Source organism: Bradyrhizobium sp. HKCCYLRH1030 (assembly GCF_051168395.1).
GTDB lineage: Bacteria > Pseudomonadota > Alphaproteobacteria > Rhizobiales > Xanthobacteraceae > Bradyrhizobium.
This window is the reverse complement of the sequence record NZ_JBNPUY010000012.1, coordinates 171,614-195,878: the sequence shown is the minus strand read 5'-3', so window position 1 is coordinate 195,878 and position 24,265 is coordinate 171,614. Positions and strand designations below refer to the sequence as shown.

The following is a 24,265-nucleotide window of genomic DNA, read 5'->3' as shown; positions in this document are numbered from 1 at the left end:
GAAGCAATCCAGGGCTGCGCAAGGACTCTGGATTGCTTCGTCGCTTCGCTCCTCGCAATGACGCGTGGATGCATCTTTGCTCCCTCTCCTAAACCGGCGTGAAGAACGGCAGCGGGGCGCCGTCGGTCGGCTTGAACACAACCTTCACCTTCTGGCCGATCTTCAACGCGTCGAAATCGCAATCGACGAAATTGGTCTGCAGCGACGGGCCCTCATTCAAGGTGACGTAGCCGATCGCGTAAGGGCCGGTCGGCGACTTCCGCATGATCGAGAACGTGTAGATTTCCCCCTCGCCCGCGCTCTGCTCCCACACCGTCTGGTCCGAGAAGCAGAACGGGCAGATCGAGCGCGGAAAATAATGCGCCTCGCCACACGCCGTGCAGCGCTTGATCATGAACTTGCCCTCGGCGGCGGCATCCCAGAACGCCTTGGTCTCGGGATTGGTGATGGGGGCCGGCAGTCTCTTCGCTTCGGACATCAGACGCGCTCCAGAATGCAGGTCGAGGCGGCGTGGCGCACGCCGAGCAGGCCGCCGGTGCCATGGGCGATGGCGAGATCGCAGTTTTGCACCTGCACCTTGGGATGGGCTTCGCCGCGCAGCTGGCGCACGGCCTCGATCACCTTGGTCATGCCGCCGCGGTTGACGGGATGGTTGCTGCAGAGGCCGCCGCCATCGGTGTTGAACGGCAGCTTGCCGACACCGGAGATGAGATTGCCGTCGGCGACGAACTTGCCGCCCTCACCCTTCTTGCAGAAGCCGAGATCCTCGAGCTGCATCAGCACGGTGATGGTGAAGCTGTCATAGATCGAGGCGTATTTGATGTCCTTGGGGGTCACGCCCGCTTCCGCGAAGGCGCGCGGGCCGGACCACACACCGGCGGAATAAGTGAGATCGAGGTCCTTGCCGCCGCGCGGCCCCTTCATCGCCTCGCCATGGCCGATGAGACGCACCAGCGGCTTCTTCAGACTCCTGGCGATCTCCGGCGTGGTCACGATCAGCGCGCCGCCGCCGTCGGTGACGACGCAGCAATCCATGCGGTGCAGCGGATCGGAGATCATCGGCGAGTTGATCACGTCCTCGACCGTGACGACCTCCTTCAGCATCGCATGCGGATTGTACTGCGCATGATGCGAGGCCGCGACCTTGATCCAGGCGAGCTGCTCCGACGTGGTGCCGTAATCGTGCATGTGGCGCATCGCGCACATGCCATAGGCGTTGTGGGTGGTGGCGCCATAGGCCATCTCGAAATCGGCCTCGGCGCCAGCGGCACGCGGCGGCATCGGCCCGGTGCGCGGCTTGCCGGCCAAGGTGATCAGCGCGATCGAGCATTTACCGGCGGCGATGGCCTCGGCGGCATGGCCAACATGGATGAGATAGGAGCAGCCGCCGGTCTCGGTGGAGTCGATGTGCCGGACCTTCAGCCCGAGATAGTCGACCATCGGCCACGCGCCGCCCGGCGCGTCGCCGGCGCAGAAATAGCCGTCGACATCCTTCGCGCTGAGACCCGCATCCTCGAGCGCGCCCTTGGCGACCTCGGCATGCAGCTGCGCGGTGGATTTGTCGGGTGCATGCCGGGTCGGATGCTCATAGATCCCGGCAATGTAGGCCTTGCCCTTGATGGTCAACTCCGTCTCCGCTTCCTGTCGTTTCGTCCCGGGTGGTTGGAGATTTTTTGGACCGTTGGATAGAGCTTGGCAAGCGTGGAAAATATTCCGCAGGGTGGAGATGGTCGCACCCGAGCGACATATTTCGATGTTGCACGCGACAGCGCCCACGCGGTCATCGTCCGGCTGACCGGACGTCCAGTCGTCCAGGGATCGCAACGATTGAATCGAGACGCCGCGGCGTACTCGATCGCCCGTTCAAGCCGGGCGTTGACAGCGGAGTGCTTGGTGGGATTCTCGCACAAGCCACACCATCGCATTCCCGCGACAGACACTGCCCGGGTCATGCTCATCTCGTTCACCCTCATCAAGTCGGAGGGCGCAGGGAAGGCCAGGCGTCGGCTGACGCCTGCGGCCCGCCTGCGAGAAAAAATGCAGGCGGCAGGTACCACAGGTGCAGCCGAGAACGCTCGGCCTTCCCTGCGCGATGGTCTTCACGCTTATACGCAGTCTGCCTGGTGCGCCGGGCTTGTTGGCCACCATTGCCCGCGCGACGCGCAAGCGCCGTCGCGAACGTAGCACCAGCGTCGGGGTGCCAGCACGCTGCGACTTCGCGTCCGCGGCCTCGCCGTTCGTCCGCGCATCCAGGGACACGCTGCGGCAAAACCACGGCCATCGCTCCCCGCCCCGCGTGTCGTGACGATCGCGCGCTACGCCCCTCCGTACCGAGGCGGGATGCGCACAATAGAGCACGATTTCTGATATTCGTAAAGAGAAATCTTTGGGCTGGAATGGTGCTTGCTGAACCGCTCCAACGAAGCAGCCGAGATATTCCAAACCGCTCTGCGGTCGCTACCGGACGACAACAAGGGCGGCGCCGGAGAATAGCGTTTCAGAGATCAGCGGCAACACGGCTCGAGCTGCACGCCTGCTGCCTACAGGTTGTTCGCCCCCGACGGCCCGTGCTATCAACACCGTCAAGCGCCGATTTGACCATCAGCTTGCGGGCGCGTCTCAAAATGCAGCTAAAGCGAACGGGTCCCGCATGGAAAATCCCTGCCGGCCGTTCTCTGAACGGAGGCTCCCATGCGGTTTGCGGCCATTGCCGACATTCACGGAAATTCCGACGCGCTGGCCGCGGTCCTGAAGGACATTGCGGCGCTCGGCATCGATGAGGTCGTCAATCTCGGTGATCATCTCAGCGGCCCGCTCGAACCGGTTCGAACGGCGGAGATGCTGATGGCGCGCGACTTTCCGTCGATCCGGGGCGATCAGGACCGGCACATGATCGATCTCTATCGTGCGGGAGACACGGGGCGCAGCGACGTCCGCGCCCTCGATCAGGTGCATGTCGGCTGGTTGGCGGCGCAGCCGGCGACGCTGATCTATCACGACGACGTCTTCCTGTGCCATGCCGCGCCGGACGACGACGCCGTGTTCTGGCTCGATGAGGTCACCGCCTATGGCACGCTGCGTCAGAGCCCCCTTGCGCGTATCGAAGCACGGGCCGCCGGCATCGATGCCTCGCTGATCCTGTGCGGACACAGCCACATTCCGCGCATTGTCCGGCTCAGCGATGGCCGGCTCGTCGTCAATCCCGGCAGCGTCGGGCTACCCGGCTATCGCGGCCGCCCTCCGCACGGCTACCACGTCGAGACCGGGACGCCCGATGCCTGCTATGCGATCGCGGAGCAACGGCTTGGACGGTGGTCGCTGACAATCCGCTATGTGCCGTACGATCCCGCGCCGATGGCGGCACTCGCACGACGCAAGGGCATGCACGACTGGGCGAATGCCATCGCGACCGGCTGGGTCGGGTGACGGCCGTCGCCGGCCCTCATCGCAGGGCGTGTCGGCGCCGGCGCGATTCAGCCGGCCGGGGGTCAGACAACAAGCAGCACACCGGACAGCAGCAGAATGCTCAGGATGAGCCTCCTGAACAAGGTGTCGTTGACCCTGCGGAAGGCGAAGATGCCGAGCGCCGTGCCGGCGAGCAGAGCCGGAATGCTCAGCGCGAGATCGACGATCACCCTCGACGACAGGTCCTGCCGGGCCAGCATCATCCCCAGCGAGGCGATCTGCATCACGGCAATGAAGGGCTGCACCAGGCCGCGCTGGTCGGTTTTCGGCAGGCCGTGCATCTCGCACCAAATGGTCGGCAGTGCTCCGGGCATCGCGGTCAGGCCACCGATCAGACCACCGCCGAATCCGACGATCGCCGTGCGATGTCTGCTCATGCGTCGAACGCTGCCGAGGCCGGGCTTGAACAGCATGGTGGCGGCGTAGACCGCGATCGTCAGTCCGAACATCTGTTGGAACAGCCGGGCGTCGGCGTTGCGCAGCAGCCAGAGCGCCAAGGGCACGCCGAGCAGCCCGCCCAGGATCAGGACCAGGCTTTCCTTCCATCGGATGCTGTTGCGCAACGCCCACAGATTCGTCGCCTGCACGCCGACGCTGCACGCCATCATCAGCGGCACCGCCTCCAACGGCTGCAGACTATGCAGCAGGATCGCGCCGGCCACGGCTGAGAAGGCAAATCCGGCCAATCCGGACACGAAGGCGCCAGAGAACACAGCGGCGCTGAGCAGCAAGAAAGAGGCAAGCCCGGGCATGAATATCTCCGGCTGATGAGGGCTGACATGAGCGAGCTTCAATCGTGGGATGGGAGCGTCGTAACCGGCTTCGCCTGCGCGCCGTCCCGCATGGCAGCACCTCGCAGGATCGCACCGGCGACAACGTGCAGGAGCAGGAAGATGGCAAGGACGCTCGCCGCCAGCGCCGCCTGCGGCGTGATCGGCAGCTTGCGCTGCGGCGGGGTCTCGTTGGCCTGCATCTCCGTCACCTCCAGCTACTGCTATCAGGCTGGTAGCACCGCGACGTCCCCTGGCCGTCCCTTGTGGCCGTGATCCCCGAGTTCGTCACGAAGGCGTGTTCGGCGGCGGAGTCTCGTTTGCTCGCCGTGCGGCTGCTGTCGCGCACGACGCGATCGGTCGCTCCCACCGAGGCCGGCGAGCGTCTGCTGCACCGGATCGGGCCGCGGTCCGAGACGATCGAAAGCGAGCTCGTCGGGCAGAGCACGCCCGCCTTCGCGGTTATGTGCGAGGCGCTACGCCATCGCGCCTGACCGGCGAAGGATTCCGCTTGACCAACCCATAACCAACCGGTTATGCGTTTATCCATAACCAACGAGTTATGGATCGAATGCCGCGCTCTCCCGACATGCTGTTCCGAACGCTTGCCGACCCGACGCGGCGCGCCATCTTCGAAGGCCTGTGCCGGCATGGCGAGCAGACCGTCGGGGCGCTGACGGCCAAGGCCGGCGTATCGCAGCCGGCGGTGTCGAAGCATCTCGGCCTGCTCAAGCAGGCGGGCCTCGTGCGGGAGCGTCACGAAGGCCGCCAGACGCATTACCGCGCGCAACCCAAGGCGCTGGCGCCGCTGCTCGACTGGACGAGCCGGATGGCTGCGTTCTGGGAGAGCCGGTTCGACCAGCTCGACACTCTGCTCAACAGGATGGATCAATGAGCTCACCCGCGCCAGAAACCCGCACCGTCGTCGTCGAGCGCGAATTCGCGCATCCGCCCGAAAAACTCTGGCGCGCGCTGACGCAGCCGCATCTGATCGCGGAGTGGCTGATGACCAACGACTTTGCGCCGTCGGTCGATCATCGCTTCAAGCTGAAGGCCGACTGGGGCGTCGTCGACTGCCAGGTCGTGACCATCGAGCCGCACAAGACGTTGTCCTACACCTGGGCGGCGGCCGGCCTCGACAGCGTCGTGACCTGGACGCTGACGCCGACCGCCTTGGGCACGCACCTGCGCATGGAGCAGACCGGCTTCGCAGCCGACCAGACCCGCGCCTATCAGGGCGCACGCTACGGCTGGCCGAAATTCTTCGATGCGCTCGAACAGAGCGTCGCGCGCCTCGGCTGAGGCGTGCGCATCACGACGTCATCAGGGGAGAAGCACTTGAACTGGAACAACACCGTCCGGCAGGTCCATCGCTGGGTATCGATCGCCTTCACGGTCGCCGTCATCATCAACATCGCCGCGATGACGCAGACGCAAGCCCCACTGTGGGTCGGCCTGCTGGCGCTGATTCCGCTCATCGTGCTGCTCGGCACGGGGCTGTATCTGTTCGCGCTGCCCTACGTCGCGACGAAGTTGACCGCCTCGCGGGTGGAGCGCTGAACGGGCAATCGCGCCCAGCGGCGTTTTCCGGGAGGGAGTCAAGCCTCTTGGCGATCCGGCAGGTCGAGCGTGCGTCAGCGAAGACGATCGCTGGCCGCCTCCAAGGACCGTCTTGCGTTCGCGGCCGAACCGCGCCCTACTGGCGCGTCTTCCGCCAACGAGGCTATTCTGACGTGAACGCTCTTACGCTCTTCAGCTTCGCCATCGTCGCCTTCATCGGGATCGCGACCCCCGGTCCGACGGTGCTGCTGGCCCTCACCAACGGCTCGCGTGTCGGTGTACGCCGCGCCTGGGCCGGCATCGCCGGCGCGGTGGCTTCGGACTTCATCCTCATCGGCGCCGTCGCGGTCGGCCTGGGCGCGCTGCTGGCCGCTTCCGAATTCTGGTTCTCGGTCGTGAAGTGGACCGGCGTGGCCTACCTCGCCTATCTCGGGCTGATGCTGCTGCGGTCCAGCGGGTCGATCGACCTTGCGGCGTCCGCAGACGGCAAGGACGGGTCACGACAGCCGCACGCGCTGTTTCTGAAAAGCTTCCTCGTCGCGATCACCAATCCAAAGGGCTATCTGTTCTTCTCGGCATTCCTGCCGCAGTTCGTGGTGCCGTCCGCGCCGCAGCTGCCGCAATATCTCACGCTGGCCCTCACCTTCGCGATGCTCGATGTCCTGATCATGCTCGCCTACGCGAGCGCGGGCTCGCAAGCGATGCGTTTCCTCAAGCGCTCCGGTGCCCTCTGGCTCGATCGCATCTGCGGCGGCGCGCTGCTGAGCCTTGCCGGCGCCCTTGCGCTTTACCGGCGAGCCGGCCCCTGACCCGGCCGCGCGTCGCGGTCGTCCACCTACTCCGCCGACCGCCGCATGTGGCGCTCGGTCACCGTGCGCATCGTCACCAGCTCCTCCGCGGCCGAGGGATGCCTGGCGCCAACCTCAATCGCACGAGCTTATACGTCCGTCGCGGGAAGAGAAAAGCACGGCATCACGAAGGCCGGTCTCGTGAAGCCCAGCCGGCGGTTCAAGGCCGCAGCAACCAGCAGAATGCCTCGCGCAGGATCTCGGTGCCGTTCGTCCGGTGCCAGGCGCCATGGGCGATCACGATCCGCTCGGGATGCCACGCCAGCATGGTCTCGACCGCGGCCCGCAACTCGGGTCGGTGCCGCCAGGTAAATGTCAGCCGGAGATCGCGCGGCAGGCCGCCATGCGGCGGACCGACGCCCCCGATCCAACTCAGGTAGCGCGCCAAGCCGGCACCGATCTTGGCCGGCTCGAAATTCTCCATCAGATCGGTCAGGATCAGCGTGCGCGAAGGGCGATGGAAGAACACGACCTCCGTCATATAGCTGCCGAGGACAGGCAGGGTCGCGATCTCATCATCCCAGGGATAACCACCGCTGCGATCCAGTGGCCTGCCCTCGAACTCGATGCGGCCCTTCGCCCGCGCGCGAATGCCCGGCGCCAGATAGATCGCCGCGTCGGGAAAGGCCGCCTGCCAGTCGGGGATCCACCAATAATGGATACGATTCGGACCGATGATGTCGCGGACGCGGCCTTCCCGGTCGATCTCGGCCCGCAGCGCCGGCGTCAACGGCGTGGGCGAGTGGATGAACAGATCGCCGGAAGCGCAGCGCACCACGGTCATGCGGGTGGGAAACGGAAATTTCAGCCCGGGAATGCCGAAGCGGATCACGGGCCCGTCGACGATCCAGATGTTCTCGGCAACGGGCTTCAGGGTGTTGAGCGGCGGATAGGTCGCAAGGCAATCATCTTGGGACATGCTGGTCGCTCTCCAACCGCTGAACGGTTTCAACGGCAGCAAGTCCGATCGGCCACGGTGTGGACCGTCGTCAGACCGTGAGCACTGGCCCACCGCAGTCGCTACGGACGCCAGCCGCGCACGAGCGCCAAGACGCAGATGGCGCCCCTACTCCGCCGCCTGCCGCACGTGGCGCTCGGTCACCGTGCGCATCGTCACCAGCTCCTCGGCGGCGGAGGGATGCAGCGCGATGGTGGCGTCGAAATCAGCCTTGGTCGCCTTCATCTTGATGGCGATCGCCACGGCCTGGGTGATTTCGGCGGCCATGTCGCCGACGATGTGGCAGCCGAGGACGCGATCGCTGGCGCCATCGACGACGAGCTTCATCAGCACCCGGGTGTCGCGGCCGGACATCGTCGCCTTGATCGGGCGGAAATTCGTCTTGTAGATGTCGACGCGGTCGTACAGCTCGCGCGCCTGCGTCTCGGTGAGACCGACGGTGCCCACTTCAGGCTGGCAGAACACGGCCGTCGGAATGTCCGCGTGGTCGACGCGCACGGTCTTGCCGCCGAACACGGTGTCGGCAAAGGCGTGGCCCTCGCGGATCGCGACCGGCGTCAGGTTGAAGCGATGGGTGACGTCGCCGATCGCGTAGATGCTCGGCACCGAGCTCTGCGAGAACGCGTCCACCGCGATGCCGCCGTTCCTTGGATTGATGGCGACCCCGGCCTTCTCCAGGCCGAGATTGGCCACCGCCGGATGGCGGCCGATCGCGAACATCACCTTGTCGGAGGCGATGCTGGAGCCATTCGACAGATGCGTGGTGTAGTCCTTGCCGTGCCTGTCGACGCTGGTGACCGTGCAGCCGGTCAGGATGGTGATGCCTTCCTTCTCCATCTCGGCGCGGACGTGGCGGCGGACGTCCTCGTCGAAGCCGCGCAGGATGTTGTCGCCGCGATAGACGACGGTCACGTCGGAGCCGAAATTGGCGAAGATGCAGGCGAATTCGAGCGCGATGTAGCCGCCGCCCTGGATCACGATCCGGCGCGGCAGCTCGTCGAGATGGAACGCCTCGTTGGAGGAGATGACGTGCTCGATGCCGGGAATCGGCGTGCCGTGGTTGGGCGCGCCGCCGGTCGCGATGAGAATGTATTTGGCGCGGACGGTCTCGCCGGTCGTCAGCCGCACGGTGTGGGCGTCCTCGAGCACCGCGCGGGTCTTGACGATCCTGGCGCCAGACTTCTCGACGTTGCTGGTGTAGGCCGCCTCGAGCCGGGCGATCTCCTTGTCCTTGTTCCTGATCAGCGTCGGCCAGTCGAAGGTCGCGGTCGGGATGGTCCAGCCGAAGCCGGCGGCATCGGCGATCTCCTGGCGGACATGCGAGCCGATCACGAACAGCTTTTTGGGGACACAGCCGCGGATCACGCAGGTGCCACCCATGCGGTATTCCTCGGCGACCATCACGCGGGCGCCATAGCCGGCCGCGATGCGGGCGGCGCGCACGCCGCCCGAGCCGCCACCGATCACGAACAGGTCGACGTCGAATTCAGCCATCTCTCCCCCGACCCATCTCCGTCGACCTGGCCTTTCGGCCGCAAGCCTCAGATCGGCTTGTTGCGCTTGCGCATCTCGGCGCGGAACTGCGCGGTGACGGTGTCGGAAAACTCCGCCGCCCACAGGTTCATTGCCTGCATGCTCATCTGGATCGCCTTCGGCTCGGCCGCAAGCAGCTTCTGGCCGATGGCAGACTTGTAGAAAGCGACGAGGTTGGCGATCTCCTGGTCGGAGAACTCGTTGCAGTAGATCTGCGCCATCTTCTCGCCGATCTCCTTCTCCTTGCCGGCATAGGTCTGCGCGACCACCACGGCGACCTCGTCGAGGTCCTTCTGGTAGTTGAGATTGGACTGCAGCAGCGCCTGCTTGGTCTGCTGCACGATGCCGGGGACGGCATTGGCGTACATCGCAGCCGCGTTCTTCATTCCCAGAATCTCGCGCGCGCCGGCCATGCAGGCGGGCGAGGCCGGCTTCAGCGCCGGTGCCTGGCCCTGCGCCGCAACCGGGCTTGCCGAGGCCAAGGCCAGCACGATTCCGGCGGCCGGCAAGATTCTGAACACGCTCTTCATTCCAAGTCTCCTGTGAGTTGCCGCCGTGAGCGCAGCCTCGTGCCGCGCTCAGGGCCGCTGGATAACGCGAATTCCCTGTGCGCCTGCCAGGATCGCCGTGCTGCCGAGGCCGATGAACAGCCCATGCTCGACCACGCCCGGAATTGCGCTCAAAAGACCCGCCAGGCGCGGGGGATCCACGATCTCCCCAAGGCGGACGTCGATAATCCAGTGGCCGCCATCGGTGACGAAAACGTGGCCGTCTGCGGACTTGCGCAGGCTCATCGGCCCGGACACGCCGGCCGTGGCGAAGGCGTCACTCATCTCGCGCTGAGTCGCGGCGAGGCCGAACGGAACCACCTCGACCGGCAGCGGATAGCGGCCGAGCTGCGCCACCCATTTGCTGTCGTCGGCGATCACGATCATGCGATCCGAGGCGCTGGCGACGATCTTCTCGCGCAGCAGCGCGCCGCCGCCGCCCTTGATCAGGTCGAGCGCCGGATTGATCTCGTCGGCGCCGTCGATGGTGATGTCGAGCCGGTCGATCTCATCGAGCGTGGTCAGCGGCACGCCGCACGCTTGCGCCTGCGCCCTTGTCGCCTCCGAGGTCGGCACGCCCACGATCTTGAGCCCGGCGCGCACCTTTTCTCCGAGCAGATCGACGAAATGCTTGGCAGTCGATCCGGTGCCGAGACCGAGCTTCATGCCGCTCTCGACCTCCTCCAGCGCACGCGCCGCTGCCTGCCGCTTCAATGCATCCATGTCGACCAAGGAACCCGCCCTTCGCACCCAGGGCCCCCACGGGCGGGGGCCGAAAACCGGCGCATATCTAGCGATGTTTTGACGCGGGGCCTAGCTCTCGCCGGCAACGAAATCGGACAAAAAGCCATTGCGGGCCTCTTGCAAGGACGTAAGCCGGCCGCTAGCGGATACCGATGCCCATCTCCAGCACCATCGTCTTCGATCTCGACGGCACCCTGGTCGACACGGCGCCGGATCTCATCAGCGCGCTCAACCACGTCCTGCAGCGCGAGGGTCTGCGTCCGGTGCCGCTGGCCTCGGCCCGCAAGATGATCGGCCACGGCGCCCGCAAGCTGATCGAGCGCGGTCTGGAGGCGGAGGGTCGCTTCGCCAGCACCGATGACATCGGCCGCCTGACCACCGATTTCATCGATTTCTACGCTGAGAACATCGCCATCGAATCGCGCCCCTTCGAGGGGCTGGAGGCGGCGCTCGACGAGCTCGCCGGCCGCGGCTGCCAGTTCGCGGTGTGCACCAACAAGCTGGAATGGCTGTCGAAGCGGCTGCTCGACCAGCTCGGCCTGTCCTCCCGCTTCGCCGCGATCTGCGGTGCCGACACGTTCGGGGTCGCCAAGCCGGATCCGGCGATCCTGCGCCAGACCATCGCGCAGGCCGGCGGCGAGGTCGGGGCCGCGATCATGGTCGGCGATGCCGGCACCGACGTCGGCGCCGCCCGCCGCGCCGGCGTGCCGGTGATCGGCTGCACCTTCGGCTATACCGACGTACCGATCGCGGAGCTCAATCCGGACCACCTGATCGACCACATGCGCGAGCTGCCAGCCGCCGTCGCGGCCCTCAGCCCATCGCTCAGGATCGCCTGAGCCAACTTGCGATTCCACTGTCGCATCGCACCCTAACCCACTGCCCTGTCGACCTGAATCCGCACCTTGCGGTGCGTTAACGTTCTGTTGAGAATAGGGTTGACCGCAGTTGCGCCGCTGTTCTGACGCTCCTATGGTCGCCCTGGGATTGCGGCCGATGGCCGCAGGGTTGTGGGGCGGACATCATGATGCGGCGTGTCATCGCAATTGCGGTTGCGGGAGCCGGCTTGGCCGGTTGCTCGTCCTTCTCCATGGACAGCTTCAAGATGGCAGCGCCCGAGGTTCCGGTGCAGCTCGACTCCGTGCCGCCGGGCGCCGACGCCAAGACCTCGCTCGGACCGGGCTGCAAGACGCCGTGCACCGTCTCGGTGCCGGCGCCCGATGCGGGCTTCAGCGTCACCTTCACGATGGACAAGTACCAGCCCGCGACCATCCCGGTGCAGGTGATCCGCAACTCCGGCGATTTCAACACCTCGCCGCCGGTGGTGATGGACCCGAGCCCGGTCGTCGCCGAGCTGCAGCCGATGCCCGGCGCGCCGCCGAAGGCCGTCAAGCGCATGCGGCCGAAGAAGCCGAAGCCGCAGAAGTCCGCCGCTGCGCCGGACGCACCGGCGGCCACCGGGTCCGCCTTCCCCGCCCCCGCGCCGGGACGCCAATAGCGGACCGTCGTCCCGCGCGTCCCCTTGCCAAGGCGAAGCTGCATTGCAGCAACGACGGATCCACGTCGATGATTGTGGGGCGCGGCGATCATGATTAGATTGTCGTGAGACCGACATCCGGCCGCGCTTGCGCGGCCGCCCCGTGGCATCGCCGCCACCTGGGCCGCCACCAGCCAAGGCTTTCCATGACCGCAGAGACGTTGAGTGACACCGCCCTGACGCGCCCGATGACCGACCCGTTCGGTCGCCGCATCAGCTATCTGCGCGTCTCGGTGACCGACCGCTGCGACTTGCGCTGCTTCTATTGCATGTCCGAGGACATGACCTTCCTGCCGAAGGCCGACCTGTTGACGCTCGAAGAGCTCGACCGGCTGTGCTCGGCGTTCATCCACAAGGGCGTCAAGAAGCTCAGGCTCACCGGCGGGGAGCCGCTGGTCCGGCGCAACGTGATGGGCCTGGTCCGCTCGCTGTCGCGACATCTGAAGAGCGGCGCGCTCAACGAGCTGACGATGACGACCAACGCGACGCAGCTCGCCAAATATGCCGCCGAGCTCGCCGATTGCGGCGTCCGTCGCATCAACGTCTCGCTCGACACGCTCGACCCGGACAAGTTCCGCGCCATCACCCGCTGGGGCGATCTCGAGCGCGTGCTGGCCGGCATCGAGGCGGCGCGCGCCGCAGGTCTCGCCGTGAAGATCAACGCCGTCGCGCTGAAGAACATGAACGAGGACGAGATCCCCTCGCTGATCGACTGGGCGCACGGCAAGGGCATGGCGTTGACCTTGATCGAGGTGATGCCGATGGGCGAGATCGGCGAGGGCCGCATCGACCAGTATCTGCCGTTGTCGCTGCTGCGCGCGCGTCTGGCGCAGACCTACACCATGACCGACCTCGACGAGACCACCGGCGGCCCGGCCCGCTACGTCCGCGTCGCCGAGACCGGCGGCACGATCGGCTTCATCACGCCGATGACGCATAATTTCTGCGAGAGCTGCAATCGCGTCCGCGTCACCTGCACCGGCACCCTGCACACCTGCCTCGGCCACGAGGACGCCTCCGACCTGCGCAAGCCGCTGCGTGCCTCGGCCAGCGACGAGGAGCTCAGCGCCGCGATCGACCGCGCCATCGGCCTCAAGCCGAAGGGCCACGACTTCATCATCGACCGCCGCCACAACCGTCCGAGCGTCAGCCGGCACATGAGCGTGACGGGCGGGTAGTCGGAGTCCATAACCATCGGGCCCTGCGATCAATCGCAATCGGAGCCGGGCTGTTGGCCGGCCATTCAGCCGACGATCACGCATACCGTATGAGCGGATCGGCCCGAGGCGCAGTCACGACGCGGAGACTGATCATTTATCGGCTTGCGGCACGTCCCCATGCGGCATAGCTTTCAGCTGCAGATCGCGCATTCGAAAGCAATTTGTCGGTTCGGCCTAGCGGGAGACAGCGATGGCAGACCCAGTCGCATGGCACCTGTCCGGTGACTATTTCGAGAATTGCAGCTGCAGCCTGCTGTGTCCGTGCCTCATGTCGGCCGCCCCTCCCCTGACCGCGCAACCGACCGAGGGGTTCTGCAACGTACCATTGCTGTTCCACATCGAAACCGGCCGCTATGGCGATGTCGCGCTCGATGGCCTCAACGCGGCGGTGATGCTGCATGCGCCCGGCGTGATGGCGGATGGAGACTGGTCGATCGCCGCCTATGTCGATCAGCGCGCCGACGATCCGCAGACTGAGGCGATGGCCGCGATCTTCACCGGGGCTGCCGGCGGCCCGATGGCTGCGTTCACGCCGCTGATCAGCACCAATCTCGGCGTGCGCAAGGTCGCCATCAACTTCCGGATCGACGGCAAGACGCGATCCGCCGACATCACCGACATTCTGCACATGTCCGTCGAGCCGCTGCCGACCATGCACCCGAGCGGAGAGATGTGGGTAAACATCGGCCATCCCGTCAGCCCGGACAGGATGGCGCTCGCCGTCGGCGCGGCGGGCAACACCTACAACGATCACGGCATGCGTTGGGACAATTCCGGCAAGAACGGCCTGTACGCGTCGATCAGTTGGTCCAACCAGGCCTAATTCGACGTGGCGCAAGGCCGGCAACCCGCCTTGCAGATGACCGGCAGCGCCCTGGAAGCCGTGCTGCGGCGCGATCGCTGGATCGTCGGCGGCGCGATCGCGATCATGGTCGCCCTGTCGTGGGCCTATGTTCTCTGGCTTGCCAACGACATGGACATGGGCGGCATGGACATGACCGGCTTCCGCATGATCCCGGCCGGCATCGGAATCATGTTGCCGGCCAGCGAGCCGTGGCGCGCGATCGAGTTCGCCTATGTGTTCCTGATGTGGGCGGTGATGATGGTCGGGATGATGGCGCCTTCGGCCGCGCCCATGGTCCTGATGTACGCCCGTGTGGGTCGACACGGCCGCGCGCAGGGCCAGCCGTTCGCGGCGACCGGCTGGTTTGCGGCCGGCTATCTGCTCGCCTGGAGCGGCTTTTCGCTCGTGGCGACCGGCCTGCAATGGGGTGTGGAGCGGACTGCGCTGCTGGATTCGCGGATGGCGATCGACAACCATCTGCTCGGCGCCATCGTGCTGATCGCGGCAGGCATCTATCAGTGGACGCCGCTGAAGAGCGCCTGCCTTGCCCAATGCCAGTCGCCGCTTCTGTTCCTGATGCGTCACGGCGGCTTTCGCGGCGACCTGCAGGGCTGCGTGCTGCTGGGGCTTCGACACGGCGGCTATTGCGTGGGCTGCTGCTGGGCTCTGATGGCGCTGCTGTTCGTCGGCGGGGTGATGAGCGTGATGTGGATTGCCATTCTGACCCTGCTCGTGCTGTTTGAGAAACTGACTCCGGTCGGACGATGGGTCGCGCGCTCGGCCGGCATTGCTTGCAGTGCCGCGGGCGCCTGGATGCTGGTGTCCCTACCGCAATGACGCGCAACGACGCGATGCAGGTCGTCGCGAGAGTGGCGGCTGCCCCTTGGCATGGGATGCGGGCAACATGGTAAGCAGGCTCCAGCGTGGCGACTCCGTCGCCTGGAATGCCGCAACCGAACTGACGCGAGACGCCCGTGATTCCCTGGAAGCTGATCGACACCGCAGACGTGCCCGGCGGCGGTGAACCGCTGCGGCTGATGCAGCGCGGCAAGGAGTTTTCGATCAAGCTCGGTTCGAACGAGCTGATGAACAGCCGGCTGCACGGATCCGAAGAGGCGCTGGCGACCCTGAGCTGCGCCCGCATCAAGGCCGAGCCGGCTCCGCGGCTGCTGATCGGCGGCCTCGGCATGGGCTTCACCTTGCGGGCGGCGCTGAAGGTGCTGGGTTCGCAGGCCCGCATCACCGTCGCCGAGCTGGTGCCGGCGGTGATCGCCTGGGCGCGCGGGCCGATGGCCGAATTGTCCGGCGCCAGCCTTGCCGATCCGCGCGTCGACGTCCGCGAGGGCGACGTGGTGAAGCTGATCGCCGCGGCGCGCGGCACCTATGATGCGATCCTGCTCGACGTCGACAACGGCCCGCAGGGACTGACGCGGCAATCCAACGACGCGCTGTATGACCCCTCGGGTTTGCGCACCGCCTTCACCGCCCTGCGCCCCGGCGGCGTGCTGGCGGTATGGTCGTCCCACCCCGACGATCGCTTTGCCCCGCGCCTGCGCAAGGCAGGCTTCGCCGCCGAGGAGATCAACATCCGCGCCACCGGCCGCGGCGGCGGCGCCCGTCACGTGATCTGGATCGCGACGCGGCCGGCGTGATTGCGCCTCGTCGCGCGCGGAGTTCTCTGTCCTGAGAACTTTCTCCACCGGCTGTACTACCAGCGCTGATATTCTCCACGCCCGTTTGGATCAGCGTAGTGACGCGTCGGACATCGTCCTATGATACGTCGGCGGCGACGAGGGATGCTCCATTCTCCGGCTTGTAGACCGCAGTGGCCAGGGGCACGCTATGCAATGAGGGCGCGCCCCTGAATGGGAGAATTGCCATGGATGACAGAGCGAAGCGCGCTGCCTTGCAGCACCATTGGGATGCATCGGACGTGAATGATTTCGAAGCCGAGCACGACATCTATCGCGACGATGCCGTGCTGGATTATCCGCAATCGGGCGAACGTATCCACGGCCGGCGCAACATTCAGGAGAGCCGCTTCGTGCAGCCCAGCAGGAAGCGCTTCGCAGTGCGCCGAATCATCGGGAGCGGCGATCTGTGGGTGACCGAACTGGTCCTGACCTATGATGGCGTGCCGTCTTACGTGGTGAGCGTCATGGAATTCCGGGACGGCGGAGTAGCGCACGAGACCCAATATTTCGGCGATCGCTTCGACCCGGCGCCCTCGCGCGCGCATCTCGTCGAGCGCATCAACTCGGCCTGAAGGGCGACGAACGGCCACGGCAACCGCATTTCGGTGACGGCGGCATTTCGGTAGCAGGGCAGTGCATTTCTCGTCCTCGGGTCGCCGCGTCGCTGCAGGGGCGCCCTCCGCATCCTCCGGCCACGCCGCCGAAAGCCTCACACCATCTCAGGTTGATTTCTCTCTCCTTCAGTTTACCCTTCCGCTCCTCGGCTCTCAATGTCGAGCGGGGTCCTTTGCATGGCGAGTCCCAAGATCATCATCCTGTCCGACGGGACCGGCAACGCCGCCTCGAGCGTGTGGCGAACCAACGTCTGGCGCATGTTCCAGGCGCTCGACCTGCAGGGCAACGCCCAGGCGGCCAAGTATGACGACGGCGTCGGCACATCGTCGTTCGTTCCGCTCGCCCTGCTCGGCGGCGCGTTCGGCTTCGGCCTCAAGCGCAACATCCTGGATGCCTACAAGTTCGTCTGCCGCAACTACGACCACGCGAACGGCTCGAAGATCTATCTGTTCGGCTTCAGCCGCGGCGCGTTCACCGTGCGGGTGCTCGCCGCGCTGATGCTCGATCAGGGGCTGATCGTTGCCGACACCGAGGCTGAGCTGCACGACGGCGCCGTGAAGGCCTATCGCGCCTATCGCGCCAAGGGGTACCATTCGATCTGGCGGATCGAAGTGCCGCTCCGCTGGATTCGCGATCATGTGCTGGTGCCGGTGATCGACCGCATCATGGGCCGTAAATCTCTCGACCTCATCGAGCGAAAAAGCCTCCCGGCGATCGAGTTCATCGGGCTGTGGGACACCGTCGCAGCCTATGGGCTACCGATCGACGAGATGACGCGGGGCATCTCCAACTGGGTGTGGCCGCTCGAGCTTCCCAATCGCGTGCTCAGTCCGCGGGTGACATGCGCGCGCCACGCGCTCGCGCTCGACGACGAGAGGACGACCTTCCACCCGGTGCTCTGGACCGAGGGGGGCGAGACCAAGCCGCAGGATGCCAGGACGATCGATGACGAAAGACTGGTGCAGGTCTGGTTCGTCGGCATGCACGCCAATGTCGGCGGCGGCTATCCGGACGATTCAGTCTCCTATGTTCCCCTGACCTGGCTCGTGGGCGAGGCCGTCAAACGGGGCTTGATCTTCAAGACCGCGCCCGAGGCCGATCCGGATGCGATCAAGTCGATCGTCACGTCGCAGGACAAGGACGGACGCCTCTACAACTCGCGCTCCGGGCTCGGCTCCTATTATCGATACGGCCCGCGCAAGGTGTCGGAGCTCTGCAACGACCAGGCCGCAGGCGTCCAGGTGTCGATGCCGAAGATCCACGAAAGCGTCTTCGACCGCATCGACAGCGGCTGCAATGCCTATGCGCCCATCGGGCTGCCCGACAACTACATGATCGTCCGCTACGACGGCACGCTGACGCCGCTCGGGCCGACCACGTTCGAAACGCCGGCCGGCGCGGCCGCCCGGTTCGCGGCCCAGGAGAAGCTGTGGAATCTGGTGTGGTTCAGGCGCCTCGCCTATTTCGCAACCCTGGCGGCCTCGCTGCACCTCGCGGCCTTCTGGCTGTTCCACGACCTCGATCGCACGCACGAATACGACTCGCGCATCAGGATGGTCTCCGAAGCAGTCAGGCTGATCGAATCGTTCCTGCCGACATCGCTGCACTGGTGGACGGACTGGTACGCCGCCAACCCCGAATGGTTCGCCGGCGGGATCATCATCCTTGTCATGCTGACCGCGCTCGGGACATTCCTCAGCGACCGCATCGGCGACCGGATGCGCGTGATCTGGCGCGAACGGGCATCGCCCCCGATGCCGTCCGGCCCGCTGCATCGGGCCATCTACGCGCTCCGGACCAATCGCGCCTATCAGTTTGCCATCAGGAACGGCAAGCGGCATGTCGGCCCGTTCTTGCTCGCTATCGGCACCGTCTGGCTCGCAGCCACGCTGATCAGCCATTTCCTGTTCAACGCCGCGGATTCGATGGGCGCCTTTTGCCATGGCACCCCTGCCCGCGAGCTCGTCGCAGTCGACAAGGGCATTCCGCAGGATGCCAGGGATTTCTCGACCGATGCGGTTTGCGCTCCCACCGGGTTGAGCGTCCGTCCCGGCTTCTCCTACGAGATCGTCGTCACCATGACCGACCCGTGGGAGGATGCCGGGCGTCCGGTCACCCCCGCCGGCTATCGCACCTCGACGGTCCGGGGCTACGCCCGCTGGACGTTCCGCGCAGGCATCCTGCTGCGCCGCGTTCTCTTCCGTCCCTGGTATCGGCTGATCGCCAGGGTCGGCGAGACCGGCGTCGACGAATATTTCCTCGACCCCGTTCCCGCCCCCAACACGACACCTCAAGCCTACAAAGCGCGCTTCAAGGCCGAGCGCGGCGGTGAGCTGTTCCTCTATGTCAATGACGCGGTGATCGGGCTGCCCTGGGTGTACGATGCATTCTATCCGAACAACACCGGCAAGGCGAAGGTGACCGTCAGGCTGCTCTGAACCGCCGACGCCACCAGGCGGAGACGAGGTCATGATCGGCGGTTCGCCTGCCAACCGCGGCGCGACCGCTTGGGGCCGTGGCAAGCGCGCCACCGCGCGCGTGTCGCTGCGCCCTGACGAGATCTCGCGTCCATCGCTGCCGACACTGCACCGCGTCAATACAGGCTCCGCTTGAACCGCCGGAACTGCGACCAGCCGGCCGAGTTGCAAACACGGAGCATCGAACGACGAGGCAGAAAACTCCTCATCAATCCCGCTCCCCTTTTGGCTGTTCTTGAAAAGAGAGGCGACGATGAAAGCACCCCTTCTTCTTGCCGGCGCAGTGATCATCGGATCGGTCGCGCCAGTGCTCGCTGACGAATACTACATCGTGCAGGGACCGAGCCATCGCTGCACCATCACCACCACGCGCCCCGCCGACCGCGAGGTCGTCACGCAAATCGGACCGATGGCGTTCACCAGCCGCGTGGAAGCCGAGGACCGCATCCGCCAGACCAAGGTCTGTGAGGACGAAGGCACGGTCGGCAGCTCGACCAGCACCACCACGGTCATCAAAGAGAAGTAGTCGGCGGCGTCATTGCGATCGGCGTTTGCCGCGACACGGTCGCGCCCATGTCCGTGGGCGCGACTTTCTGTTGTCCACAGATCAGTTTTCGATCGGGGCCGCGCCGCCGATAGACGCAGTCGCGGCGGCCACAGAAAACCGGGGTTATCAGTCCCTTCCCGACACCGAACCGCGTCCACCCTGGTTGCGTTCCGCCGCAGCGTTGGGTACCCCAGCGCGGGATCGGATCAGGACATCATGGCCTCGCAATCGCTCAAGCTCGCCATCGGCAGCCTCGTGGTCGGAACGATCGTGCTCGGCCTGAAGTATCTCGCCTATTGGATCACCGGCTCGGTCGCGCTCTACTCCGATGCCGTCGAGAGCATCGTCAACGTCGTCACCGCCGTGGTCGCGCTCGTCGCGGTGCGCATCGCCGCCAAGCCCGCGGATGCCAACCATCCGTTCGGTCACCACAAGGTCGAGTATTTCAGCGCGGTGATCGAGGGCGTCATGATCGTCGTGGCGGCGCTGCTCATCATCCATGAGGCCTACGGGAATTTCTTCGATCCGCGGGCGTTTTCCGCACCCGTCGAGGGGCTCGCGGTGAATGCGCTGGCGAGCGCGATCAATGCGGTCTGGTGCTGGCTGTTGATCACGCGGGGCAAGCGGTTGCGGTCGCCGGCGCTGGTGGCAGACGGCCGGCACCTGCTGACGGACGTCGTGTCCTCGGGCGGCGTCGTGGTCGGCCTCGGCCTCGCGGTGATGTTGCAGCTGCCGATCCTCGATCCGGCACTGGCCGTGCTGGTCGCCGTGAACATCCTGTGGTCGGGATGGCAGGTGCTGAAGGAATCCACCAGCGGGCTGATGGATGAAGCGGTCCCGGACGCCACGCTGGCGCGCATTCGCCTGATCATCAGTCAGCATGCCGGCGGCGCGCTGGAGGCGCATGATGTCCGGACCCGCCATGCCGGCAAGCTGACCTTCATCGAGTTCCACCTCGTGGTGCCTGGCGAGATGTCGGTCAACCAGGCGCACGAAATCTGCGACCGGATCGAGGCAGCCTTGCGCGAGGACGACGAGCACAGCTGGATCACCATCCACGTCGAACCCGAAAACAAGGCCAAGCATTCCGGCGTGGTGGTGCTGTAAGACCGCTGCGCACCGGACGTGGTCCGTCGGCCGCACCCGAGAGTCCCCCGCCCTCACGCTCGGCCCGTTGACCTTCATTCGCCGGCCGGCGATCGCCAGGCCCCGGCGACCTGCGACAGCTGTGGCGCGGCGTCGCCACTGCTGCAACATGTTGCGGCAACGCTCATTTTTGCCCATTTTTCCGATTGACGGCAACACGAGGCGCTGAAATGGTGCCCCCGTTTTTGAGCCTGCCGGGCCGGATAGGCCGTTGCGCCATGTGCTGCGCAGCCAGAACGGGCCATGGGACGTCGCAAGACATTTGGGGGAGGATTGCGTTGCAAGCGTTGCTGAAATTGAGCCGTGGGATCGATGCGTTCACGACCTGGACCGGCAAGCGGCTGGCGTGGCTGATCCTGCTCGCCGTCATCATCTCGACGATCAACGCCATCGTCCGCAAGACGCTCGACACCTCGTCGAATTCCTGGCTCGAGCTGCAATGGGTGCTGTTCTCAGCCGTCTTCCTGCTGTGCTCCCCCTGGACCCTGCTCGACAACGAGCACATCCGCATCGACATCGTCAACGCCATGATGCCCAAATGGCTGCGTGACACCATCGACGTCGTCGGTCACGTGCTCTTCCTCATCCCGCTCTGCATCGTGATGATCATCACCAGCGTGCCCTTCTTCCTGCGCTCCATCGAGATCAACGAGCAATCGAGCAACGCTGGCGGCCTGCCGCAATGGCCGGCGAAGTCCCTCATCATGCTCGGCTTCGCCTTCCTGCTGGCGCAGGGCGTGTCCGAGCTGATCAAGCGCATCGCGGTCATGCGCGGGCTGATCCCGGATCCCCACGCTTCGAAGCCCCACGGCATCGAGGCCGAGGTCGAGCACCTCGTCGAAGCGATCGAGAAGAAGTAAGCGGCGGGCTGGGGGATCATCCAATGGAAGCGTTTCTGATCGCCAATATGGCGCCGATCATGTTCGGGTCGCTGGTCGTGATGCTGCTGCTCGGCTATCCGGCAGCGTTCTCGCTCGGCGCCGTCGGCCTGTTCTACGCCCTCGTCGGCATCGGGCTCGGCGAATTCCGGCCGGACTTCCTGCAGGCGCTACCGGAACGTGTCTACGGCGTGATGAACAACGACACGCTGCTGGCGATTCCGTTCTTCACCTTCATGGGCCTGGTGCTGGAACGATCCGGCATGGCCGAGGATCTGCTCGACACCATCGGACAGCTGTTCGGCACCATCCGCGGCGGCCTCGCTTATGCGGTCGTGTTCGTCGGCGCGCTGCTCGCGGCCACCACCGGCGTGGTCGCCGCCTCGGTGATCTCGATGGGCCTGATCTCTCTGCCGATCATGCTGCGCTACGGCTACGACCGCCGGCTTGCCTCGGGCATCATCGCCGCCTCCGGCACGCTTGCGCAGATCATCCCGCCGTCGCTGGTCCTGATCGTCATGGCCGACCAGCTCGGCAAGTCCGTCGGCGACATGTACGAAGGCGCCTTCATCCCTGGCCTCGTGCTGTCGGCGATCTATGCAGCCTATGCCTTCCTCACCAGCATGATCTTCCCGAAATCGGCCCCCGGCCTGCCGGCCGATGCGATCGGCTTTCGGGAGGACTCAGGCGACCGCGGCCTGAAATCGCTGGGCGTGCTGTTTCTGGCGAGCTGTGTGTTCGGCTGGTTCATGATGCGCGGCTCGGAATATCACGGCGCCGACTTCGTCGTGCTGAGCATGTTCTACGGCATCGTGTTCGCCTTCGCCGTCGCCGTCGTGAACTGGGTGCTGGAGCGCACCACCGGATACCGCTTCCTGTCCCGCATGGCGCAGCAGACCACCTTCGTGATGGTGCCGCCGCTGTTCCTGATCTTCCTGGTGCTCGGTACGATCTTCATCGGGCTCGCGACGCCGACGGAAGGCGGCGCGATGGGCGCCGCCGGCGCGATCATCCTTGGTGCGATCAAGCGGCGGCTCAGCTTCGACCTGGTCCGCCAGGCGGTGGAATCCACTGCCAAGCTGTCGGCCTTCGTGGTCTTCATCCTGGTCGGCGCGCGCGTGTTCTCGCTGACCTTCTACGGCGTCAACGGCCATGTCTGGGTCGAGCACCTGCTGACTTCGCTGCCCGGCGGTCAGGTCGGCTTCCTGATCTTCGTCAACGCCTTCGTGTTCGTGCTGGCGTTCTTCCTCGACTTCTTCGAGCTCGCCTTCATCATCATCCCGCTGCTCGGACCCGCGGCCGAAAAGCTCGGCATCGACCTGATCTGGTTCGGCGTCATCCTCGGCGTCAACATGCAGACCTCGTTCATGCATCCGCCGTTCGGCTTTGCCTTGTTCTATTTGCGATCAGTGGCACCGAAGGAGTCCTATCTCGACCGTGTCACCGGCAAGAGGATGGAGCCGGTGACCACGGGACAGATCTACTGGGGCGCGGTGCCGTTCGTGGTGATCCAGTTGATCATGGTGATGCTGGTGATCCTGTTCCCCTCGATGGTCATGCACTACAAGGGCTCGCTCTCCACCGTTGATCCGAACTCGATCAAGATCGAGATCCCGCAGATCGACGCGCCGCCGCTCGATTTCGGCCCGCCTCAGATCGATGTCGGACCGCCGAAGCAGTGATGGCCGCGACGCGCAATCGCTCCGCCCACGAAAAACCCCGGCGCAACGCGCCGGGGTTTTGTTTTGTCGCTGGCTCCTGACGCGATACGGCGCCGGTCTCAGCTCAGCGGATTGCGCGCCATGAAGGCGTCGTAGCCGATCTCGGCGACCTGGAACCAGGAGTAGCCATTGCCGGCGAAGGCCGACAGCGACTCATAGGTCTTCTTGAAGTCGGGGTTGGTGGCCGCGACCTCGTTGTGCAGCTCGCGGGCAGCCTTCAGGCAGGCCTGCATGATCTCCGGCGAGAACGCATGCAGCTTGGCACCGGCGGCGAGCAGCCGGCGCAGCGCCGCCGGATTGCTCTGGTCGTACTTCGCCATCATCCAGTTGTTGGCATAATGGCCGGCATGCTCGAGGATCTTCTGATAGTTCTTGGGCAGCGCATTCCAACGATCCTGGTTGACGAAGGAAAGCAGTATCGGTCCGCCCTCCCACCAACCCGGATAGTAGTAGTGGGGCGCGACCTTGACGAAGCCGAGCTTCTCGTCGTCGTACGGTCCGACCCACTCGGCCGCATCGATCGTGCCCTTCTCCAGCGCCGGATAGATGTCGCCGCCGGCGATCTGCTGCGGCACCGCGCCGAGCTTCTGCAGCACGCGGCCGGCAAAGCCACCGACGCGGAATTTCAGCCCCTTGAGATCGTTGACGCCGGTGAGCTCCTTGCGGAACCAGCCGCCCATCTGGCAACCGGTGTTGCCGGCAAGCAGCGAGACGACATTGTACTTCGCGTAGAACTCGTTGAGGATCTCACGTCCTCCGCCGAGCATGTACCAGGCCTGGTTGATGCGCATGTTCGGCCCGAACGGGACCGACGAGCCGAAGGTGAACGTCGGGTCCTTGCCGAAATAGTAGTACGACGCAGTGTGGCCGATTTCGACGGTGCCGTTCTGCACGGCGTCGAGGACCTGCAGGCCGGGCACGATTTCGCCGGCGGCGAAGGGCTGGATCTGGAATTTGTTGTCGGTGGCCTCACCGACCACCTTGGCCATGATCTCGGCGCCGCCATACAAGGTGTCGAGCGATTTCGGCCAGCTCGTCGGCATGCGCCATTTCAGCTCCGGCATCGATTGTGCGATGGCCGGCGCTGCGATCGCGGCCGCGCCAGCGGCGCCAAGCCCGGTCACCTTGATGAAGTCTCTCCGCTTCATAGTTCTTCCCTC

26 protein-coding genes and 1 pseudogene are annotated in these 24,265 nt (G+C 65.5%); 18 read left to right on the top strand and 9 right to left on the bottom strand.

From position 1 onward, the window contains the following. Positions 1 to 88: 88 nt before the first annotated feature. Both ACQR1E_RS29495 and ACQR1E_RS29490 read right to left on the bottom strand, forming a co-directional pair. Positions 89 to 478 carry a Zn-ribbon domain-containing OB-fold protein gene (locus ACQR1E_RS29495; RefSeq protein WP_315717663.1) on the bottom strand — a complete coding sequence of 130 codons (390 nt, stop codon included), beginning with the start codon at positions 476 to 478 and terminating at the stop codon, positions 89 to 91. Next, complete coding sequence (locus tag ACQR1E_RS29490; RefSeq protein WP_315717662.1) at positions 478 to 1,626, bottom strand: thiolase domain-containing protein; 1,149 nt, start codon at positions 1,624 to 1,626, stop codon at positions 478 to 480. The genes ACQR1E_RS29495 and ACQR1E_RS29490 overlap by 1 nt, the downstream gene beginning before the upstream one ends. A 1,065-nt stretch (positions 1,627 to 2,691) precedes the next feature. Here ACQR1E_RS29490 and ACQR1E_RS29485 point away from each other — a divergent pair. Beyond that, complete coding sequence (locus tag ACQR1E_RS29485; RefSeq protein WP_315717661.1) at positions 2,692 to 3,426, top strand: metallophosphoesterase family protein; 735 nt, start codon at positions 2,692 to 2,694, stop codon at positions 3,424 to 3,426. A 62-nt stretch (positions 3,427 to 3,488) separates the two neighbouring features. Here the strand turns inward: ACQR1E_RS29485 and ACQR1E_RS29480 are convergent, their stop codons facing one another. Further along, positions 3,489 to 4,217, bottom strand: a complete 729-nt coding sequence (locus tag ACQR1E_RS29480) for a sulfite exporter TauE/SafE family protein (protein ID WP_315717660.1) — start codon at positions 4,215 to 4,217, stop codon at positions 3,489 to 3,491. 38 nt (positions 4,218 to 4,255) lie between these two features. Beyond that, entirely contained in the window at positions 4,256 to 4,438 is a 183-nt protein-coding gene (locus ACQR1E_RS29475; RefSeq protein ID WP_315717659.1) for a hypothetical protein, read from the bottom strand. 120 nt (positions 4,439 to 4,558) lie between these two features. On the opposite strand from ACQR1E_RS29475, the pseudogene ACQR1E_RS29470 reads away from it, so the two are divergent. The 5 genes and pseudogenes from ACQR1E_RS29470 to ACQR1E_RS29450 form a co-directional block, all read left to right on the top strand. Next, positions 4,559 to 4,726: pseudogene (locus ACQR1E_RS29470) on the top strand (LysR family transcriptional regulator); the annotation flags it as partial. An 80-nt stretch (positions 4,727 to 4,806) separates the two neighbouring features. Further along, positions 4,807 to 5,130 (top strand): ArsR/SmtB family transcription factor, encoded by a 324-nt coding sequence (locus ACQR1E_RS29465; RefSeq protein ID WP_315717658.1) that lies wholly within the window; start codon positions 4,807 to 4,809, stop codon positions 5,128 to 5,130. After that, positions 5,127 to 5,537, top strand: coding sequence for an SRPBCC family protein (locus tag ACQR1E_RS29460; protein WP_315717657.1), 411 nt, complete (start codon positions 5,127 to 5,129; stop codon positions 5,535 to 5,537). Before ACQR1E_RS29465 ends, ACQR1E_RS29460 begins: the two co-directional genes overlap by 4 nt. A gap of 36 nt (positions 5,538 to 5,573) precedes the next feature. Further along, a complete protein-coding gene (locus tag ACQR1E_RS29455) occupies positions 5,574 to 5,795 on the top strand; it encodes a hypothetical protein (RefSeq protein WP_315717656.1) in 222 nt (73 codons plus the stop codon). Positions 5,796 to 5,968: 173 nt separating this feature from the next. After that, positions 5,969 to 6,604, top strand: coding sequence for a LysE family translocator (locus ACQR1E_RS29450; protein WP_315717655.1), 636 nt, complete (start codon positions 5,969 to 5,971; stop codon positions 6,602 to 6,604). A gap of 199 nt (positions 6,605 to 6,803) precedes the next feature. On the opposite strand, the gene ACQR1E_RS29445 is transcribed toward ACQR1E_RS29450, so the two are convergent. The 4 genes from ACQR1E_RS29445 to rpiA all read right to left on the bottom strand — a co-directional run bounded on the left by ACQR1E_RS29445 (position 6,804) and on the right by rpiA (position 10,405). After that, complete coding sequence (locus ACQR1E_RS29445) at positions 6,804 to 7,562, bottom strand: DUF4336 domain-containing protein (protein WP_434897906.1); 759 nt, start codon at positions 7,560 to 7,562, stop codon at positions 6,804 to 6,806. 147 nt (positions 7,563 to 7,709) lie between these two features. Then, a complete protein-coding gene (gene gor, locus ACQR1E_RS29440) occupies positions 7,710 to 9,095 on the bottom strand; it encodes a glutathione-disulfide reductase (protein ID WP_434897905.1) in 1,386 nt (461 codons plus the stop codon). Positions 9,096 to 9,142: 47 nt separating this feature from the next. Continuing rightward, positions 9,143 to 9,664 (bottom strand): DUF2059 domain-containing protein, encoded by a 522-nt coding sequence (locus tag ACQR1E_RS29435; protein ID WP_315717652.1) that lies wholly within the window; start codon positions 9,662 to 9,664, stop codon positions 9,143 to 9,145. A 48-nt stretch (positions 9,665 to 9,712) separates the two neighbouring features. Continuing rightward, positions 9,713 to 10,405, bottom strand: a complete 693-nt coding sequence (gene rpiA / locus ACQR1E_RS29430; RefSeq protein ID WP_315739723.1) for a ribose-5-phosphate isomerase RpiA — start codon at positions 10,403 to 10,405, stop codon at positions 9,713 to 9,715. 173 nt (positions 10,406 to 10,578) lie between these two features. Between rpiA and ACQR1E_RS29425 the strand changes: the two genes are divergently transcribed. From ACQR1E_RS29425 to ACQR1E_RS29370, 12 genes are all read left to right on the top strand, one after another. Continuing rightward, positions 10,579 to 11,265 carry an HAD family hydrolase gene (locus tag ACQR1E_RS29425; RefSeq protein ID WP_315717650.1) on the top strand — a complete coding sequence of 229 codons (687 nt, stop codon included), beginning with the start codon at positions 10,579 to 10,581 and terminating at the stop codon, positions 11,263 to 11,265. Positions 11,266 to 11,531: 266 nt separating this feature from the next. Beyond that, entirely contained in the window at positions 11,532 to 11,924 is a 393-nt protein-coding gene (locus tag ACQR1E_RS29420) for a hypothetical protein (RefSeq protein ID WP_315717649.1), read from the top strand. A gap of 185 nt (positions 11,925 to 12,109) precedes the next feature. Beyond that, positions 12,110 to 13,141, top strand: coding sequence for a GTP 3',8-cyclase MoaA (moaA, locus tag ACQR1E_RS29415; RefSeq protein ID WP_315717648.1), 1,032 nt, complete (start codon positions 12,110 to 12,112; stop codon positions 13,139 to 13,141). A gap of 232 nt (positions 13,142 to 13,373) precedes the next feature. After that, positions 13,374 to 14,006 (top strand): DUF1326 domain-containing protein, encoded by a 633-nt coding sequence (locus ACQR1E_RS29410; RefSeq protein WP_316165013.1) that lies wholly within the window; start codon positions 13,374 to 13,376, stop codon positions 14,004 to 14,006. 36 nt (positions 14,007 to 14,042) lie between these two features. After that, the gene (locus ACQR1E_RS29405; protein ID WP_434897904.1) at positions 14,043 to 14,864 is read left to right on the top strand and encodes a DUF2182 domain-containing protein; all 822 of its coding nucleotides are present in this window, start codon (positions 14,043 to 14,045) and stop codon (positions 14,862 to 14,864) included. Positions 14,865 to 15,001: 137 nt separating this feature from the next. Then, positions 15,002 to 15,679 (top strand): spermidine synthase, encoded by a 678-nt coding sequence (locus tag ACQR1E_RS29400; protein WP_315752574.1) that lies wholly within the window; start codon positions 15,002 to 15,004, stop codon positions 15,677 to 15,679. A gap of 227 nt (positions 15,680 to 15,906) precedes the next feature. Further along, positions 15,907 to 16,293, top strand: a complete 387-nt coding sequence (locus ACQR1E_RS29395) for a nuclear transport factor 2 family protein (RefSeq protein ID WP_315752573.1) — start codon at positions 15,907 to 15,909, stop codon at positions 16,291 to 16,293. A 219-nt stretch (positions 16,294 to 16,512) separates the two neighbouring features. Then, positions 16,513 to 18,774: a DUF2235 domain-containing protein gene (locus ACQR1E_RS29390; protein WP_434897903.1), complete on the top strand. Its 2,262-nt coding sequence runs from the start codon at positions 16,513 to 16,515 to the stop codon at positions 18,772 to 18,774. A gap of 292 nt (positions 18,775 to 19,066) precedes the next feature. Next, positions 19,067 to 19,339, top strand: coding sequence for a hypothetical protein (locus ACQR1E_RS29385; RefSeq protein WP_315717640.1), 273 nt, complete (start codon positions 19,067 to 19,069; stop codon positions 19,337 to 19,339). A 237-nt stretch (positions 19,340 to 19,576) separates the two neighbouring features. Next, positions 19,577 to 20,467, top strand: coding sequence for a cation diffusion facilitator family transporter (locus tag ACQR1E_RS29380; RefSeq protein ID WP_315752571.1), 891 nt, complete (start codon positions 19,577 to 19,579; stop codon positions 20,465 to 20,467). 317 nt (positions 20,468 to 20,784) lie between these two features. Beyond that, positions 20,785 to 21,366 carry a TRAP transporter small permease subunit gene (locus tag ACQR1E_RS29375; RefSeq protein WP_315752570.1) on the top strand — a complete coding sequence of 194 codons (582 nt, stop codon included), beginning with the start codon at positions 20,785 to 20,787 and terminating at the stop codon, positions 21,364 to 21,366. Between the two features lie 23 nt (positions 21,367 to 21,389). Continuing rightward, positions 21,390 to 23,066, top strand: coding sequence for a TRAP transporter large permease (locus tag ACQR1E_RS29370; protein WP_315752569.1), 1,677 nt, complete (start codon positions 21,390 to 21,392; stop codon positions 23,064 to 23,066). Positions 23,067 to 23,164: 98 nt separating this feature from the next. On the opposite strand, the gene ACQR1E_RS29365 is transcribed toward ACQR1E_RS29370, so the two are convergent. Beyond that, positions 23,165 to 24,253 carry a TRAP transporter substrate-binding protein gene (locus tag ACQR1E_RS29365; RefSeq protein ID WP_315752568.1) on the bottom strand — a complete coding sequence of 363 codons (1,089 nt, stop codon included), beginning with the start codon at positions 24,251 to 24,253 and terminating at the stop codon, positions 23,165 to 23,167. Between the last annotated feature and the right edge of the window lie 12 nt (positions 24,254 to 24,265).

Bases quoted from the DNA above. Each gene is read 5' to 3' on its own strand.
- ACQR1E_RS29380 (WP_315752571.1), top strand. From the start codon at position 19,577: ATGGCCTCGCAATCGCTCAAGCTCGCCATCGGCAGCCTCGTGGTCGGA.
- moaA (WP_315717648.1), top strand. From the start codon at position 12,110: ATGACCGCAGAGACGTTGAGTGACACCGCCCTGACGCGCCCGATGACC.
- ACQR1E_RS29495 (WP_315717663.1), bottom strand. From the start codon at position 478: ATGTCCGAAGCGAAGAGACTGCCGGCCCCCATCACCAATCCCGAGACC.
- ACQR1E_RS29480 (WP_315717660.1), bottom strand. From the start codon at position 4,217: ATGCCCGGGCTTGCCTCTTTCTTGCTGCTCAGCGCCGCTGTGTTCTCT.
- ACQR1E_RS29435 (WP_315717652.1), bottom strand. From the start codon at position 9,664: ATGAAGAGCGTGTTCAGAATCTTGCCGGCCGCCGGAATCGTGCTGGCC.
- ACQR1E_RS29405 (WP_434897904.1), top strand. From the start codon at position 14,043: ATGACCGGCAGCGCCCTGGAAGCCGTGCTGCGGCGCGATCGCTGGATC.
- ACQR1E_RS29465 (WP_315717658.1), top strand. From the start codon at position 4,807: ATGCCGCGCTCTCCCGACATGCTGTTCCGAACGCTTGCCGACCCGACG.
- ACQR1E_RS29420 (WP_315717649.1), top strand. From the start codon at position 11,532: ATGGCAGCGCCCGAGGTTCCGGTGCAGCTCGACTCCGTGCCGCCGGGC.
- ACQR1E_RS29475 (WP_315717659.1), bottom strand. From the start codon at position 4,438: ATGCAGGCCAACGAGACCCCGCCGCAGCGCAAGCTGCCGATCACGCCG.
- ACQR1E_RS29425 (WP_315717650.1), top strand. From the start codon at position 10,579: ATGCCCATCTCCAGCACCATCGTCTTCGATCTCGACGGCACCCTGGTC.
- ACQR1E_RS29385 (WP_315717640.1), top strand. From the start codon at position 19,067: ATGAAAGCACCCCTTCTTCTTGCCGGCGCAGTGATCATCGGATCGGTC.
- gor (WP_434897905.1), bottom strand. From the start codon at position 9,095: ATGGCTGAATTCGACGTCGACCTGTTCGTGATCGGTGGCGGCTCGGGC.
- ACQR1E_RS29395 (WP_315752573.1), top strand. From the start codon at position 15,907: ATGGATGACAGAGCGAAGCGCGCTGCCTTGCAGCACCATTGGGATGCA.
- ACQR1E_RS29485 (WP_315717661.1), top strand. From the start codon at position 2,692: ATGCGGTTTGCGGCCATTGCCGACATTCACGGAAATTCCGACGCGCTG.
- ACQR1E_RS29460 (WP_315717657.1), top strand. From the start codon at position 5,127: ATGAGCTCACCCGCGCCAGAAACCCGCACCGTCGTCGTCGAGCGCGAA.
- ACQR1E_RS29365 (WP_315752568.1), bottom strand. From the start codon at position 24,253: ATGAAGCGGAGAGACTTCATCAAGGTGACCGGGCTTGGCGCCGCTGGC.
- ACQR1E_RS29410 (WP_316165013.1), top strand. From the start codon at position 13,374: ATGGCAGACCCAGTCGCATGGCACCTGTCCGGTGACTATTTCGAGAAT.
- rpiA (WP_315739723.1), bottom strand. From the start codon at position 10,405: ATGGATGCATTGAAGCGGCAGGCAGCGGCGCGTGCGCTGGAGGAGGTC.
- ACQR1E_RS29445 (WP_434897906.1), bottom strand. From the start codon at position 7,562: ATGTCCCAAGATGATTGCCTTGCGACCTATCCGCCGCTCAACACCCTG.
- ACQR1E_RS29390 (WP_434897903.1), top strand. From the start codon at position 16,513: ATGGCGAGTCCCAAGATCATCATCCTGTCCGACGGGACCGGCAACGCC.
- ACQR1E_RS29370 (WP_315752569.1), top strand. From the start codon at position 21,390: ATGGAAGCGTTTCTGATCGCCAATATGGCGCCGATCATGTTCGGGTCG.